The organism is Thermanaerothrix solaris (assembly GCF_032334255.1).
Lineage (GTDB): Bacteria > Chloroflexota > Anaerolineae > Anaerolineales > Anaerolineaceae > Thermanaerothrix > Thermanaerothrix solaris.
In genome coordinates, this window is record NZ_JAUHMF010000001.1 from 1,551,806 (window position 1) to 1,566,039 (window position 14,234).

The 14,234-nt window shown below is 58.2% G+C and carries 12 protein-coding genes and 1 riboswitch; of the genes, 6 read left to right on the plus strand and 6 right to left on the minus strand.

The genetic code is table 11. The features are described from left to right. Nucleotides 1-120: 120 nt before the first annotated feature. On the plus strand, nucleotides 121-522 hold the full coding sequence (locus QYE77_RS07150; protein WP_315624689.1) for a Fur family transcriptional regulator: 402 nt from the start codon (nucleotides 121-123) through the stop codon (nucleotides 520-522). A gap of 54 nt (nucleotides 523-576) precedes the next feature. Here QYE77_RS07150 and QYE77_RS07155 read toward each other — a convergent pair whose 3' ends face one another. After that, a complete protein-coding gene (locus QYE77_RS07155) occupies nucleotides 577-708 on the minus strand; it encodes a hypothetical protein (RefSeq protein ID WP_315624690.1) in 132 nt (43 codons plus the stop codon). Further along, a riboswitch (cyclic di-GMP riboswitch) is annotated at nucleotides 664-757 on the plus strand. (Overlaps the previous gene by 45 nt.) Nucleotides 758-853: 96 nt before the next feature. On the opposite strand from QYE77_RS07155, the gene QYE77_RS07160 reads away from it, so the two are divergent. Then, entirely contained in the window at nucleotides 854-1,528 is a 675-nt protein-coding gene (locus QYE77_RS07160) for a hypothetical protein (protein ID WP_315624691.1), read from the plus strand. A gap of 56 nt (nucleotides 1,529-1,584) precedes the next feature. Here QYE77_RS07160 and QYE77_RS07165 read toward each other — a convergent pair whose 3' ends face one another. After that, nucleotides 1,585-5,469, minus strand: a complete 3,885-nt coding sequence (locus QYE77_RS07165) for a right-handed parallel beta-helix repeat-containing protein (RefSeq protein WP_315624692.1) — start codon at nucleotides 5,467-5,469, stop codon at nucleotides 1,585-1,587. Between the two features lie 532 nt (nucleotides 5,470-6,001). On the opposite strand from QYE77_RS07165, the gene QYE77_RS07170 reads away from it, so the two are divergent. After that, nucleotides 6,002-7,291, plus strand: coding sequence for a tetratricopeptide repeat protein (locus QYE77_RS07170; protein WP_315624693.1), 1,290 nt, complete (start codon nucleotides 6,002-6,004; stop codon nucleotides 7,289-7,291). A gap of 27 nt (nucleotides 7,292-7,318) precedes the next feature. On the opposite strand, the gene QYE77_RS07175 is transcribed toward QYE77_RS07170, so the two are convergent. Continuing rightward, a complete protein-coding gene (locus tag QYE77_RS07175) occupies nucleotides 7,319-8,188 on the minus strand; it encodes a DMT family transporter (RefSeq protein ID WP_315624694.1) in 870 nt (289 codons plus the stop codon). Between the two features lie 20 nt (nucleotides 8,189-8,208). Here QYE77_RS07175 and QYE77_RS07180 point away from each other — a divergent pair, with 20 nt between their 5' ends. Continuing rightward, on the plus strand, nucleotides 8,209-9,240 hold the full coding sequence (locus tag QYE77_RS07180; protein ID WP_315624695.1) for a L,D-transpeptidase: 1,032 nt from the start codon (nucleotides 8,209-8,211) through the stop codon (nucleotides 9,238-9,240). Nucleotides 9,241-9,335: 95 nt separating this feature from the next. Further along, the gene (locus tag QYE77_RS07185; protein ID WP_315624696.1) at nucleotides 9,336-10,475 is read left to right on the plus strand and encodes a LysM peptidoglycan-binding domain-containing protein; all 1,140 of its coding nucleotides are present in this window, start codon (nucleotides 9,336-9,338) and stop codon (nucleotides 10,473-10,475) included. An 88-nt stretch (nucleotides 10,476-10,563) separates the two neighbouring features. On the opposite strand, the gene trxB is transcribed toward QYE77_RS07185, so the two are convergent. From trxB to QYE77_RS07200, 3 genes are all read right to left on the minus strand, one after another. Then, nucleotides 10,564-11,535, minus strand: a complete 972-nt coding sequence (gene trxB / locus QYE77_RS07190; protein WP_315624697.1) for a thioredoxin-disulfide reductase — start codon at nucleotides 11,533-11,535, stop codon at nucleotides 10,564-10,566. Between the two features lie 88 nt (nucleotides 11,536-11,623). After that, a complete protein-coding gene (locus QYE77_RS07195) occupies nucleotides 11,624-12,973 on the minus strand; it encodes an aminotransferase class III-fold pyridoxal phosphate-dependent enzyme (protein WP_315624698.1) in 1,350 nt (449 codons plus the stop codon). A 73-nt stretch (nucleotides 12,974-13,046) separates the two neighbouring features. Continuing rightward, nucleotides 13,047-13,718, minus strand: a complete 672-nt coding sequence (locus QYE77_RS07200; protein ID WP_315624699.1) for a Crp/Fnr family transcriptional regulator — start codon at nucleotides 13,716-13,718, stop codon at nucleotides 13,047-13,049. Nucleotides 13,719-13,803: 85 nt separating this feature from the next. On the opposite strand from QYE77_RS07200, the gene QYE77_RS07205 reads away from it, so the two are divergent. Next, on the plus strand, nucleotides 13,804-14,226 hold the full coding sequence (locus tag QYE77_RS07205; RefSeq protein ID WP_315624700.1) for a hypothetical protein: 423 nt from the start codon (nucleotides 13,804-13,806) through the stop codon (nucleotides 14,224-14,226). Nucleotides 14,227-14,234: the final 8 nt, after the last annotated feature.

The window sequence follows — 14,234 nt, forward strand, 5'->3', positions numbered from 1 at the left end:
CTCACCAGTATAGATATTTCTGCAATTTTTTGCAAATGCAAATAATTACCTAATTGGTATGACATCTTGCCACCCCATAATGAGGCTATTAGCGGCAAAAATCGCGATAAAATAATCTCAATGCGACAATCCTCAGTGCAAATGGCCATTCTCGAGGTGCTGGCGGGCGAAGGGGACAGCCACCTGAGCGCGCTGGAGATCTACGAGCGCCTTAAGGCTCGCCTGCCGGCCATTGCCCCTTCCACGGTGTACCGCGCCTTGGAACGCCTGACCCAGCAGGGCCGGGTCTCGGTTTCAGACATGGGCAGGGGGGTGACCCTCTACGAGCGGGTGGGGCAACCCCTGCACCATCATCTGGTGTGCACCCGCTGTGGGCGGATTGTGACTATTGACCATACCCAGGTGGGGCCGTTTTTTGCGGCCATCGAAGCGGCCCACGATTTTCACATCCAGACCAATCATCTGATCCTGTTCGGTCTGTGCGCTGCCTGCCGGTCGCAGCCTGCGGACGCGACGACCTAACGAAAATGTAAAGTCGCCCTGACCGAATCCCCCTTCAGAATCCGATTAAGTGGCCTATACTAAAAAGTAGAGGGTGGAGCGGCTAACGGCGTTCGCCGCTAACCGCTGTACCTGGACAATTGGATACAGTCGTAACGACTCGTTCGACAAGGGCAAACCCGGCGAAAGCCGGCGACGCAAAGCCATGGGTCTAAAGGTCTGCCCAAAGCAGGCCCATGATTGCCAGGCTGCCGAAAACGAGCGGTTTTTTGTGCCCGCGCAGGGGAGCCAAAAACCGGCTCCTCCGCCGTGCCTTTCGCCGCGGGGCGCTCTTGCCGGCCAGGAGGGAAAGATGAAGCGCCTCGCGCTGTGTTTAATGATCATAAGTGCTCTGATCAGTATTTGGCTGATAGGTTGGCCACGCCAAAATGTTCAAGCCGCCGATGGGGGTGGGGGCTACCGGGTTTTCCTGCCCGCCGTCATCAACGGTGGAGGAGATATCCCCGCTACCGGCGGGCAGGCCGAGGCGGTGCTGACCCTTGAGACCTTCGCCGCCCAGGTAGCGGATGGGCAGGCTGGGGTGATACGCGGCATTTACGTCGAAGGGATGCTGGCCTTTCGGGTGGATCAACAGCCCAGCGGCGATTACCTTTACATCACCCGCCAACCGGATACCGTGACCCAGTTTGGGCTGGTGCAACCGCCGGTGATCGGGCTGCTGGCCCACAACACGCTGGCCGGGGCCAAGTTCTTTGATCTCCGCGCGGGGATGCGCCTGTGGATCATTGAGGGGGATGGGCAAACACACGCCTACCGTGTGAGTCAACGTTTTGAATATCAGGCCCTCCAGCCCGACAGCCCCACAAGCGATTTTAAAGACCTGGCCAGTGGTGAGATCCTTATTGCGGCGCAGGTGTTTGCCCGTCATTACCAGGGCAAGCCCCACGTTACCTTGCAGACCTGCATCGCGCGCGAGGGCGTGAGCACCTGGGGGCGGTTGTTCGTCATCGCCGAACCGGCGCCTTAATAAACGGCCCCGCCGTGGGGGACGGCGGGGCCAAGGCGGGAAGGGGGGACGCGGGATTAGCGCATGATCAAAGGCAGGAAAATCTGACTGCCACCGGTCGGGGGCAGGACGACCACCGTGGTGCCAGCACTGGCGTTATTATTGGCCGGGACGGGGTCGGTCGGGGAGGCCGCGCTGACGCTGGCGGTAGCCGTGAGGGTACCCGCCTGGGCTGGGGCGGTGACGTTGACCGTCACGGTAGTGTTGGCGCCGCTGGCCAGACTGGTGGCCGTGCAGGTAACGGTCCCGGCGCTGTAGTTGCAGGTCCAGCCGCTGCCGCTGGCGCTCTGGTAGGTCACGCCGGCCGGAAGGTTCAGGGTGAGGGTGAGCGCATTCGCCGCCTTCGGCCCGGCGTTACTCACGGTGAGGGTGTAATCAAAGGTGGCTCCGGCATTGACGCTGCCCGGCGCGCTCAGGCTGAGGCTGAGGTCGGCGCTGGGATCCACCACGGTGAAGTAATTGCTGTACGCTGCGGTCAGGGTGCCGGAAGTAGCGAGCAAGCGATAATTTGGGCCCGGTTTATTGAGGAAGAGGTTAGTAAAGGTCGCAACACCGTTGACAGGATCGGCCGAGAGGGTGCCACCCAGTACACCGCCAGCGGGGTTGTTCGCCAGGGCGATGAGAATGGCATTATCGTAGTTGATGGCCAGATTGCCCTGGGCGTCTTCCACCCGCACCTGCGGCTGAGGATCGAACGGCTCATTGGTGAAAGCGGTGGACGGCGGTTGTACGATGAAGCGCAAGCGGGTGGGGGTGTTGGTGCAGGTCTCTGCGTTGCTCACGGGCTGGAAGCCGATTTGGCTTGGTTGTGCATCGGTACCATCGCACAGCCACGGCACATAGTCAATGGTGCTCCCTTCAATGGGCTGACCATCCCCACCGGCGTTGGTCGCTACCTGCGGGCCGTGCGCCGAACCCCACCAGTTGCGTTCGGCGTTCAGGGATATGGTGAGATTGGTACCCATGCCGACCGCGTTCTCCGTGATGGCATTTTGATTGAGCGCAAACGTGCGCAGGCGGCCAGAGTAACAAGTCACCACTTCTGGGTCGCACCGCCCCACATACACGCCGTAAGACCAACCCGAAATGACGTTCTGGCTGGCGCTGACAGCGACATCGCGGTCGGCGTAGCCATCATAAACGCCCAGGCCGACGCTCTCGCCGCTGGCGTAAGTTGCACCGCTGATCTCGTTGGCAGTGATGGTTACCGTATCCAGCGGGTTGGTACTACCCAGCAGGGTGAAATTATTGCTGCGGTTGGGCTGGGCAGGGGTGGTTGAAGCCACGGCTTCTTCAAGCGGGCTGGGGCGTGCGCTCAGCGGGTCGCTGGCGATGATGCCGTAGCAGGCATCTCCCACACAGGCTGGCGCACTGATGCGGTTGGCGCTCACGGTGGCGCTGGATTCAACCACGTAGATGTTGGCCTGGGTGGAGGTGAGGGTGTTGCCCTCCACCGTGGTGGTGCCGGCATCTAAGACCAGGATACCTGCGGCCACCCAATTCTGGCCACGGTACGCGATTCCGGAGACGGTGTTGTGGCGCACGGTTGCCGCCGCGCCATACGATACCTGGATGCCGTTCTGGGCGATGATCGAGGTAGAACCGGCGCCGGTGATGGTGTTGCCCTCAATCGTTGCGGTCAGGCCACTGCCAACCACGGTGATGCCGTTCTTCTGGAAGTCGGTCACGGTGGTGTTGCGCACGGTCAAGGTGCGAGTGGTGCCATCCTGGTTGTAGGCATAGATGCCCAGGCCGTGCTGCATGCCCGAGATCTGACCGTTTTCATCGTCACGCACACCGGTGACGGTGACATTTTCAACCGTGCCACCGGCGTTGTAGAACGCAATACCCATAAAGCGGTAATTGGTATGGATGCCACCACGTTTAGCGCCGTCCACGGTGAGGTTTTTAATGGTGACATTAGCATTATTTTGCACCAGCACCACGGGTTTGTTATCCACCGAGGTGGTGAACTTGGCGCTCAGCGTAGTCGGCGATTTGATCACCACATCCGCGGGATCGTCTCCCTCGCCCTGGAGGGTGAGAGTCTTACCGGACACAACCACCTGTTCCTCGTAGGTGCCAGGAAGGACATGAATCACAGAGTTAGTTGGCGCTGCCGTGGCAAAGAGGCTCACGTTGGTCCCAATAGTGCCACCAGTTAGGTTTTCGATATAAACCCCTTTATCGAAAGTATTATCAGCAATCAGAGAGTCGTTTATCGGGTTATTCAAAAGATACAAATGCCCTGTGGCTGGGCTAAGCAGCCCCGTGCTCTTGAAAACGTTATTTTTGATGCTCACATTGGAACGGCGCACGCGGAGACTGGTGGCGTCTCGAGAGGTTACACCCTCAAAAACATTGCCTTCGATACGACTATTTTCAGCATCTAAAGTGACCAACGTGTTTCCTTGGGGTTGACCTTCATCGTTAAAACCGCCCGCTGTTCCGATAATGCGATTGTTGGTAAAAGTGATATTGGTTGTGCCGGTACCTGAAGCGCCTCCGCCCATGACTACAAGTTGACGGGGGACATTCGGTAATGTAAATTGCTGACCAAACCCGTTCCCAGCCGGTTTGTCACCCTGGAAAGTTTTGCCAGAGAAAACGTTCGAATCAATGAGAAATCCGGTAATGATTGCAGAATATTCGGTTAGCAGTCCATGCTCACCGTTGGCAACAATCTCGTTACCCTTGATGACCGCATTGCTGTGGTTGCCTTGAAAGTAAATTGCAGCGTTTTCTACTTCAGGATAGCCATTATCAATGCCGATGATCTTAAACCCATGCCCAATATCCCCAATTTGCACGCCGTCAGTATTATTGGAAATCAGAATTGTTCCTAAAGCACCTTCCCCAGAAATACCCTGTATTGTCGTTTGTTCTCGCCCTTCGGTGGAGAGCAAGGTGAGTTTTTTGGTAATGCGAATATTCTCGGTGTACGTTCCCGGGTACACATACACCGTCCCGCCCGAAGGCGCGAGATCAATGGCTGGTTGGATATTCAGCGTATTTAATACGTGGAAAGTGCCATCGCTTAAGCGTTGAATGGCGGCCGTGGCTTTGAACGTGGAGTTTACTGCATTCGCCGCATTAATGAAATTAAGCGCAGTATCTTTGTCTTTCTGATACCATGTGAATAACGGGACCCCCGTACTGCGCACGATGTAAGCAAACTCGCTTTGGTTGAAATTCGTTAAGGTGTGCGAAGCATCAGCCAACTCAACGTAGAGTGGATTGACTTCTCCAAATGAGTTTGTGCCTTCAAGGGTAATGTCGCTTAACCCCGGTGTGTAAGGCCCCGAGGCGGTGAACAATGCCACCCCACCCCAACGGTTATTACTGGTGGTGAGGTTCTTAAGGGTGATGTGGCTTGAATTGGTTACGGCGATTCCGGCGCCTCCATTGTCTTGCGCAACGACAGTGTCTACCAGGGAGTTTGTACAGCCATTGAGATCTACACCCGAACGGCCATATTCCTGCACGATTAAGTTTTGCAGGGTTAGGTTGGATGACCCCTCGGCCTTGATCCCATAGTAGGTGGAAGAGTTACCAACAACCTTGAGTCCCTTGACCGTAACGTTATCTGCCTTGATATAGATTCCATAGCCATTGGACACGGTGGCGTTTAGCGTTACCTTATCACTACCCTCGCCCTCAAGAGTGAGCGGTTTTGTGATGCTCAAATACTCATTGTAAGTTCCCTCTTTGACCTGGATGGTGTCCCCGCTTTGTGCGGCATCAATCGCTGCTTGAATGCTTGTGTAATTGCACCCTGAGGCGCAAACCGTTAACGTACTTCCAGTTTGGGCAAAAACACTGAAACGAGACCCTACTCCCAACGCCAGTAGGGCTGCCACAACAACCAGTGTGATGAGACGAGCAAGATAGGAACCTTTCATGTGAAACCTCCCCTTGGATCAAAATGAGATCAGAAGCGACGATACCCCGCCATCATGGGGAAAATGGCAAAATGACCCCTCCCACTTGCCCCTATGGATGGGCCTAGGCTGATCCGATTCAACAATGTGGGTTGCGGACTTTGGGGCCACGTTGCGTTTTCTTTCCCCCTGCATCCATAAAGAATGCGTAAAAATGGCGTAAAGTCAACGTTAATTTAACCTAAATTTTGAGGTTTGTCAATCCCAACAAACTTAATACAATTAATCTAACCTTTTGGCTTACAATTCTCTTTTTTCAGTTCAGGCTGGTTTTTTAATACACCCCCGTCGGCGTTGGGTGAGGCAAGACGTGAGTTCTGCAGGCGATCGGCACGGGGTGTGAAACGATGGGTAGGACGCTTAACCTGGTTCGGGCTTGGGATGCAGTATAATAGTAATCAATCAGAAAAAAAAACCTAATCTCATACCAGACGGGGGACCTCCAGTACGCTTAGCCCACTGTGATTCTTAACCATCGCCCGAGGGAAAAAACATGCCCAACGACACTCATCCTTTCGCCCAGGCCGAGAACCTGCGCAAAGAGGGCCGCTACCCGCAGGCCGCTCAGATCTTCGCCACCCTTTGGCAGCAACAACCCGATCCCCGCGTGGGATGGCGTCTGGCATTCTGCCAGCGCAAACAGGGACGCCTGGATCAAGCCGAGGCAGTCGCGCGTAAGGCCTTGGAACTGGCACCCGGTGATCCCTATATCCAATCTGAACTGGGGTGGGTGCTCTACGAACGCTACATCAAGCCGGCCAGGGAAACCGGTGACCTGGGGCGCGCGCTTTACGGGGCCCGCCAAATCCTGGACCTTAATCCCCAGGGCTTACTGCTCAAACTGGTGAGCCAGGCAATGATGAAGGTTGGCAAAGATAGAGGGCAGTGGGCGGTGGTCGAAGAATGGTCGGCGCGGCTCGACCCGGCGGATTTGGATAAAGAAGCACGCGAGATCAACGGCAAGAAAACCATGTCCGAGCGCGAGGTGTGGTACGTCCAGCGGGCGCGGGCCCTGCTGGAATTGGGGCGCTATCAGGAAGCGCTTGAAACCGCCCAAGCCGGATTGCAAGACTTTCCCGATGAATTCTTCCTCCAGCGCATAGCAGCCCAAGCGCGCGCCGAACTAGGCGGCCTGGGCGAGGGCATCACCCAGTTTCGGCGCCTGCTCAATCACCCCCGTGCGGACTGGTACGTATTTGCCGACCTGGCCATCCTGGAAGCCCGCGCTGGTCAACAGGATGAAGCCTATCGCCATTTCTGCACTGCGCTGCTTTCGACTAACCAGGGGGTGGAATACAAATTGGGTTATCTGATGGCGCTGGCCGACCTGGCGGTGAAACTTAACCAACCCGAGGTAGCAGCGCTGCATGTCGCCCTGGTTAAAGCCGTGCGAATAGAAAAAGGGTGGAAGGTGTCGCCCGAAGACCTGGAAGCTGAACAGCGCGTGCGCCAGGCTCTTGCCCAACAGGGCTCGACCTGGCCCGATTTACCCCAAGACAGCAAGGGGCTGGAAGCGCGTTGCCGTCAGATTTGGAAGGAAGGCCAGACCCGCGGGCTGACCTTTTATACCGGTACGCTGAAAGAAGCACCTGGGCAACGCAAATACACCTACATTCAACCGGACGGAGGCGGGGAGGAGGTCTTTGTGCTGGTGCGCGACCTGCCGCGCGAGTGTCAAACCAAGGGTTGTCGCGTGCGCTATGCCCTGGAAAAAACCTTTGACCGTAAGAAGAACCGCGAGGCTTGGCGCGCGGTGCACGTTAGCCGCCCTAAAGAGACCTGATGCGCACTTTCTGGCACAGCGGTTAGATTACCTCCCTCCAAGCCACAACAGCGCTACCCCTAGCACGACGGCCAGTGCCGACAGAACCTGGGTGCGGGTGGGCTTTTCGCCCCGCCACAGGCTGAGCCCCAGCACGAAGAGCGGCGAGGTGTCAGCCAGGGCTTTGACCACCGCCGGGGCTACCCCTTCCAGCGCGTAGAGCAGCACCAACCATTGTGCAATCACAACTGCCGCGCGCAGAGCCAGCCTGCGCACCAGACCGGCTGGCAAACCATGCCAGCGGGGGCGGCTTAGCGGCCAAGCCAGCAAGGCAATCACCGCGGCGCGAATGAGATAATACGTGGGTGGGTTGGTATAACCAGCGGCAAACAGATGTTGGGTGGGGTAGAGGCTCAGCCCGAAGAGCGCCGCTGCGACCAGGGGGTAGGCCAATGCGCTTGGGGCCGGGTGTGGGCGAGCATGCAAAAGGGAGGTAGCAGCGTTTTGGGCCTGGGTGAGAACCAGCACGGCCCCGCCACACAACACGACTCCCAGGATTTGGAACCAGCCCAGCGGTGGCGCTATTGGGCTGAGGAACGGTGCTGCCAGCAGGGTGAAAAACGGGGAAAGGGCGAGGAGGGTGCTGGCGGTAAGGGCATCCAGGTGGGCGAAGGACTGAAAATAGGCGTAATTGGCCGCGGCATCCAGTCCGATAGCCAATGCTAACCACCCCAGCGCGGGGGGTGAGACCGCGAGGGAAAAATAAAACGGTGCAAAGGGAAGCAGCCAGGCAAAGATCAGGGCAAAATTGAGCCCGAAAATGGCGCGCAGGCTTGTCTGGCGCAAGATGGAACGTGCCATCAGGTTAGCCAGCGCGCCTCCCAACGCCGAGAGCAGGGCCAAAAGCAGGGCGTTCATCCTGGTATAATCCCCTTCACATGAGCATCCGTCTTTCGCGCCGTGAGTTTTTGCGCCTGATGGGCTTGGGCCTGGGCGCACTGGCTTTTTACCCCAGCGTGGGTGTGCTCCAGGATGCCACGCAAGAGGACTTGCTGCGGGTGACCGTGCGCTCGGTCAGCGTTTATAGTCAGCCCTCGGACCAAAGCCGCATCCGCTTCCAGCGCTATCGCGATGAACTGGTCAATATTTATGCCGAGGTAGAGTCGGAGGCTGGTCCGGCCCATAATCCGGTTTGGTATCGGGTGTGGGGTGGCTATATTCATCGCGCCAATACCCAACGTGTGCGGATTCAATACAACCCGGTGCCGGCGGAGTTGCCCACAGCGCTCGTTCTGGCTGAGGTCACGGTGCCGTTTACCCAGGCGTTGCGCTATACTCGCGCCCAGGGCTGGCAGCCATTATACCGCCTCTACTACGAATCCACGCATTGGGTGGTAGGGATTGACGAAGGTCCAGATGGCAGCCCCTGGTACCGGCTCAAGGACGAACTGCTCGAACTGGAGTACCACGTCCCGGCGGTGCACCTGCGCCTGTTCAAGCCGGAAGAGTTCGCTCCCATTTCACCTGAGGTGCCGGCGCATCAGAAATGGATCGAGGTCTCGATTGCCCGCCAGACCCTGACTTGCTACGAGGGCGAGACACCGGTCTTCCAGACCAAAATTTCCTCGGGCCTATTCCGCTCGCCACCGGGGGAAATCCCGTGGGAGACACCCAAAGGGGAGTTTAATATCTTCTCCAAGATGCCTTCCAAACACATGGGCGAGGGACGTTTGACTGGCAATCCGGAGGACTACGAATTGCCAGGCGTGCCCTGGACGTGTTTCTTCGAAGCCACCGGGGTGGCGTTCCACGGCACGTACTGGCACACCGACTTCGGCACCCCGCGCAGCCACGGTTGCATCAACATGCGCACAGCCGAGGCACGCTGGCTCTATCGCTGGACGACGCCGGTGGCGGGCCCGGAGGATATTGAAAAGCGCGGCTATGGCACACGAGTGGTGGTGATCTGAACAGGCAAAAATTCCCCTGCCCTTGTCAGAAAAACGACTATGTTATAATACCCCCTGCCGCGATACCCTACGGCATATTTTAAGGATGAAGGTCTATGAGTCCAGAGGAAACGACCAAAACGAAAGTATGTCCCATTTGCGGGGCCCGCACGAGCGAAGGGGCAACGCGCTGCCTGGTCTGCGGCCATACTTTTACTCCTGAGGGCGGCAAAAAAGGCAGTCCGCTGCAAGGGCCGCGCCTGCCCGAGATTACCCTTTCCCTGCCGATCGCTTTGGGGCTGATGGTGCTCTTGCTCGCCATCGGGGCCGGCACGGTCTTTGCCGCCTTGCAGAGCACCGGGCGGGTCGTTGAACCGACCGCCACCCCCACGCTGACCGTAACTCCCACGATCACCTTTACACCCACGGCCAGCCCTACGCCGACCCTGGAGCCGACGTTCACCCCCCTGCCGCCGATTGAGTACACCGTGCGCAGCGGCGATAACTGTATCACCATTGCCTATACCTTCGGGGTTTCGGTCTCCAGCATCATTGCGTTGAACAACCTGCCGGTGGCCTGTGATAACCTGGTGGTAGGGCAGAAATTGCTCATTCCGCAGCCCACACCGACCCCCTCACCCCAGCCCACCAACACGCTCAGCCCGGCAGAAGCCACCGAGGCAGCCTGTCAGAAACTTGAGTATACCGTCACCGCTAACGATACCCTGAGCATCATTGCCGCACGCTATAACGTCTCGATGGAGTCCATTAAATCCTACAACGGCCTGACCAGCGATATCGTCTATGAGGGGCAAGTTCTGCAGATTCCGCTGTGTGAACGCCTGCCAACCCCCGGCCCGACCCCCACGCCAACGCCACCGCCGCCCTATCCGGCGCCCAACCTGCTCCTGCCGGCTAATGGCGCCGTCTTCACCGCGGCGAATGACACCGTGACGTTGCAATGGGCGGCCGTGGGCACGCTGCGCGATAACGAGGCCTACGCGGTGACCATCGAAGACCTGACCGAGGGCAAAGGGCGTCGCCTGGTGGAGTACGTGACCGATACCAAGTTCATTGTCCCGGCGGCTTTCCGCCCGGTGGATACCGTCCCGCATGTCTTGCAGTGGTTCGTGGTGCCGGTGCGCCAGACGGGGACCTCACTCGACGGCAAGCCCATTTACGAACAGGCCGGCGCGCCCAGTGCGTTCCGTGTGTTTGTCTGGTGGGCAGCGGGCGCGGTCACACCAGCGCCCTGAGTGAGACGGACAGCAGTCGAAACAAAAGGCTGCCCATTTGATGCGGGCAGCCTTTTTGATCTTTTTTGCGGGGTAAGCGCGGCTCGGGTTATCCCTCTTGCTCCTGCAAGAAACGCACCGCCATCATCGCGGCAGCAGCCCCCATTCCAGCGGAGGTCACGACCTGGCGAAAGTGCGGATCCATCACCTCACCAGCGGCGAACACCCCCGGCACGTTGGTACGCATTAACGGATCGGTTTTGATATAGCCCCTCTCATCCAGGTCGAGTTGGCCGCGGAAGAGGGCGGTATTGGGCCTGTGCCCAATGAAGATGAACACGCCATCGGTCGGACGCTCCCAGGTCTCGCCGGTTTGCACGTTCTCCAAGCGCACGGCTTCCACGGCGGCATTGCCGCGAATCTCACGCACAACGGTATTCCAAATGAACTGGATCTTGGGGTTTTCGCGGGCGCGGCGCTGCAGGATGGCGCCGGCGCGCAGTTGGTCGCGGCGATGGACAATGGTCACCTGGCGGGCGTAGCGGGTGAGGAACAGACCTTCCTCTAGCGCGCTATCACCCCCACCGACGACGATCACATCCTTATCTTTAAAGAACCAGCCATCGCAGGTAGCGCAGTAGGAGACGCCCCGCCCGGTGAATTCGGCCTCACCCGGAACCTCAAGATGATTGGGGCTGGCGCCAGTGGCAATGATCAAGGCACGTGCCCGGTATTCTTTGCCGTAGGTACGCACACGGAACGGATGTTGAGAGAGGTCAACGGCTTCGGCAGTATCAAATTCCAGACGGGCCCCAAAGCGTTCAGCCTGTTTTTGAAATAACTCGCCTAATTCCATCCCCCCCACCCCCTCGGGAAAGCCGGGGTAGTTTTCAATGGTGTGGGTCAGCGCAGCCTGCCCCCCTAACTCAGTACCGGTGAGCACCAGCGGCGAAAGTTCAGCCCGTGCAGCATACAGCGCCGCCGCCAAACCGGCTGGGCCGGCGCCGAGGATGATCACATCTTCAACCGGGTTGGACTGGGATGACGACGGTGAGGCGATTGCACCCAGATTGATCTCCATGGTTCACACTCCTTGAGGAAATTTTGGATGTATTGTATCCGAATAAATTGCCTTTATTTAGATGCGCCTGGTACCCACAAGGTGACACCTATTCCGTCACCCCACGGTCGGTAATTTGGAGCCCCTCATCCAGAATAGCGAAGCCCTCAGCCAGTTGTTCCGGGGTGATAATCAGAGGTGGGATGATCAGGATGACGTTCCAGTGGGTATAAAGGAACAGGCCGCGTTCGAGCAAGAAACGGCGCAAGGCGGTCATCTCCGGGCTGGTGCCGTTATAGGGGGCAAGTGGCTCGCGCGTCCGGCGGTTACGCACCAGTTCAATCGCCCCGAAGAGGCCAATCGAGCGTACCTCGCCTACCGAAGGGTGGCGATCCATCAGTTCGGCGAGCATCTCAGCCAGTACCTCACCGGTGGCGCGAGCGCGTTCCACCAGGTGGTCTTCTTTCATCACCTCAATGGTGGCAATCGCCGCCGCCAGGGAGATGGGGTGCCCGTTGTAGGTCAGCCCGCCTTGATACACCCGTTCATTGTAGAAAGCGGCGATCTCCGGCTTCATTGCTACGGCCCCCAGCGGCGCATAACCCGAAGTCAGCCCTTTGGCCATGGTCATCAGGTCGGGCACCACGCCGTAATGATCCACGGCGAACCAGGCGCCAGTGCGCCCGAACCCGCTCATCACCTCATCGCAAATCAGCAGGATGCCGTAGCGGTCGCATAAGGCACGCACCCCTTGCAGGTAACCCTGGGGTGGGATGATCACGCCGTTCGTGCCGGTGACCGTCTCGATCAGGATGGCGGCGATGGTGTTTGGGCCTTCATAGTGGATGATCTCTTCGAGGTGGTTGAGATAATCCTGGGTGAATTCGGCTTCAGGCAGGTCGGGCTGGGTGCGGTGGAAGGTGGAGCGGTAACGGTAAGGGTCCAGGAAATGCACCACCCCGGGCATCGTTAGCGGTTCCCAGGCCAGGCGGCGCGGATCGCCGGTGGCGGCGATAGCGCCGTAGGTAGCACCGTGGTAGGAACGATAGCGGGCGAGGATTTTCCAGCGCCCGGTGTAACCACGTGCCAGTTTGATCGCGTTTTCGTTGGCATCGGCCCCGCCCAGGGTATAGAGGAATTTGGTCAGGCCGGGCGGGGTGATCTCGGCCAGCAGCTGGCCCAAACGGGCGCGCGGGCGGGTGGCCATGTGCGGTCCGGCAAAGGGCAGTTCGCGCGCCTGGCGGACGATGGCCTCGATGACCCGTTCATCCCCGTGGCCGATGTTGACGCACATGACCATGGAATTGAAATCCAGGTAGCGCTTGCCGTGAATATCCCAGAAGTACACGCCTTTGGCATGGCTGATAGGGATCGGCTCAACCTGGGCCTGAGCTGCCCAGGTCCAGAAATTGTGTTCCAGGCACAACGGCACGAGTTCAGAATCGGTGAGTTCGGACATGGGGGACCTCGCGAGGATTAGATAGAAAGGGGCTTACTTATAGAACCGGATGGGTTGGCTGTGGCAACGTGGATCAAGTTTCTCCGGCTAACTGTATCAGGCTTTCTCGATCAATCAACACCAGTTCAGTGCGCGTGACATCAATGATTTTACGATCTGCCAGATAGTAGAGGGAGCGGCAGGCGACTTCGCGCGTGGTGCCAATACGAGCAGCAATGTCATCCAGCGTTAGCGTGCGCGGGATGGCGGGGCTCTCGGTGCTCTGGAAGTGCTCCAGAAGCAGGCGTGCCAAACGAGCCGTGACCGGTTGAAAGGCCAGGCGCTCCAGCAGAACATTGGCGCGCAGCATATAGCGCAACATCAACCGCGCTAACGCCCAACCGATCCCCCCTTTGGCCAGCAGAGGGTCCAGGGTCGAGCGCGACCATATGACCACCGTAGTGGGTTGATTGGCCTCCAGGGAGATGGGCAGGGGTAGATCGGCTTCAAAGAAGGCCGGCCCCCAAAAGATATCGCCTGAAACAAAGGTGGTGACGATCAGGGGACGCCCTTCGGTAGAGACCTTGACGGCTTCAATTTCCCCCTCCAGGATGAGAAAGAGGTACGGCCAGCAGTCCCCCTGGGTTGCCAAGTATTCTTCTCTAGCCAATTTGCGCACCAGGGCATGTCGGGCCAGATAGGCTTTTTCGTGTTCTGCCAGGGGTTCAAAAAAGGGGTGAGACGTAAATACAGAGATCAGGTTCATCAGAATGATTTTATCTTAGGTTTTGCGTTAAGTTAAAGCCTTGGGGGGTTTCATTGTGCTATGTTTCACATGACAAGGAGGGCTTATGCCACGCATCCATAAATTGAGTTTGTTGGTGATGGCACTATTCATCGGGCTTGGTATGGTGGCCTGTCAGTCTGAGGGGAATCCCTGCCGCCGCGAAGGAACTTCACCGCCCTATCTAACGGCGTTACCCACCGCGGTGCCTCAGAGGACGGCGACACCTGGGCCTACACCCACGCCCATCCTGGTCGAGATTAGAGGGAAGAAGATTGCGGTGGATAAGGTGGTGGAAGGCCCGTTGTGCGATGACACCTGGCGCGGTACCGTTTATGTAACTTGCAACGTGCAGGTGAAGGCGTGGGAAAAGCGGCCCGATTTTCTGAAAGGGTGCAACCTGACCATTGAGCCGGGCACCATGGTCTATGTGGCGGCACACAATGATGCGGCCTATTACAACGGCTGTTCCTGCCACTTCGGCGAATAGCCGTTTCT

Bases quoted from the DNA above. Each gene is read 5' to 3' on its own strand.
- QYE77_RS07150 (WP_315624689.1), top strand. From the start codon at position 121: ATGCGACAATCCTCAGTGCAAATGGCCATTCTCGAGGTGCTGGCGGGC.
- QYE77_RS07155 (WP_315624690.1), bottom strand. From the start codon at position 708: ATGGCTTTGCGTCGCCGGCTTTCGCCGGGTTTGCCCTTGTCGAACGAG.
- QYE77_RS07160 (WP_315624691.1), top strand. From the start codon at position 854: ATGAAGCGCCTCGCGCTGTGTTTAATGATCATAAGTGCTCTGATCAGT.
- QYE77_RS07165 (WP_315624692.1), bottom strand. From the start codon at position 5,469: ATGAAAGGTTCCTATCTTGCTCGTCTCATCACACTGGTTGTTGTGGCA.
- QYE77_RS07170 (WP_315624693.1), top strand. From the start codon at position 6,002: ATGCCCAACGACACTCATCCTTTCGCCCAGGCCGAGAACCTGCGCAAA.
- QYE77_RS07175 (WP_315624694.1), bottom strand. From the start codon at position 8,188: ATGAACGCCCTGCTTTTGGCCCTGCTCTCGGCGTTGGGAGGCGCGCTG.
- QYE77_RS07180 (WP_315624695.1), top strand. From the start codon at position 8,209: ATGAGCATCCGTCTTTCGCGCCGTGAGTTTTTGCGCCTGATGGGCTTG.
- QYE77_RS07185 (WP_315624696.1), top strand. From the start codon at position 9,336: ATGAGTCCAGAGGAAACGACCAAAACGAAAGTATGTCCCATTTGCGGG.
- trxB (WP_315624697.1), bottom strand. From the start codon at position 11,535: ATGGAGATCAATCTGGGTGCAATCGCCTCACCGTCGTCATCCCAGTCC.
- QYE77_RS07195 (WP_315624698.1), bottom strand. From the start codon at position 12,973: ATGTCCGAACTCACCGATTCTGAACTCGTGCCGTTGTGCCTGGAACAC.
- QYE77_RS07200 (WP_315624699.1), bottom strand. From the start codon at position 13,718: ATGAACCTGATCTCTGTATTTACGTCTCACCCCTTTTTTGAACCCCTG.
- QYE77_RS07205 (WP_315624700.1), top strand. From the start codon at position 13,804: ATGCCACGCATCCATAAATTGAGTTTGTTGGTGATGGCACTATTCATC.